The 505-nt window shown below is 49.5% G+C and carries 1 protein-coding gene; it reads right to left on the reverse strand.

The features are described 5' to 3' along the window. Positions 1-505: hypothetical protein (locus LC438_RS18995; RefSeq protein ID WP_223587507.1), on the reverse strand; the 505-nt coding region annotated here is incomplete at both ends.

The raw sequence follows: 505 nt of genomic DNA on the forward strand, positions 1-505 counted from the left end.
TTCTTCTCTTTTCTCTCTTCTTTCCCTCTTTTCTCTTCCTTCTCTTCTTCCTCTCCCTCCCTCTTTCCCCTTCCCCCCTTCTTCTTCCTCCTCTCTTTTTCTCCTTTTCTCCCCTTCCTTCTCCCCCTTCTCCTTCTCCTCTTCCTCCCCCCTCCTCTCCTCTCTCTCCTCCCTTCTCCCTTCCTCCTCCCTCCTCCCTTCCCTCCTCCTCTCCCTTTTTCTCCTCCCTTCTCCTCTTCTCCTTCCTTTCCTCTTCTCTTTCTCCCTTCTTCCTTCTTCCTCTCCCTTCCTCTTTTCCCTCTCTCCTCTCTCCTTTTTCTCCCTCTTTTCTTTTTTTCTTCTCTTTTCTTCTCTCTCTCCTTTTCTCCCCTCCTTTCTCCTTCTTTCTCTTTCTCTCTCTCTTCTTTTCCTTCCTTCTCTCTTCCTTTTTTTTCCCCTCTCTTTTCTCCTTTCTCCCTTCCCTCCCTCCCTTTCTCTTCTCCCCCTCTTCCTCTTCCTCCTCCTC

The sequence above is a fragment of the Microbacterium sp. OVT16B genome (assembly GCF_019969705.1).
Taxonomy (GTDB): Bacteria; Actinomycetota; Actinomycetes; order Actinomycetales; family Microbacteriaceae; genus Microbacterium; species Microbacterium natoriense.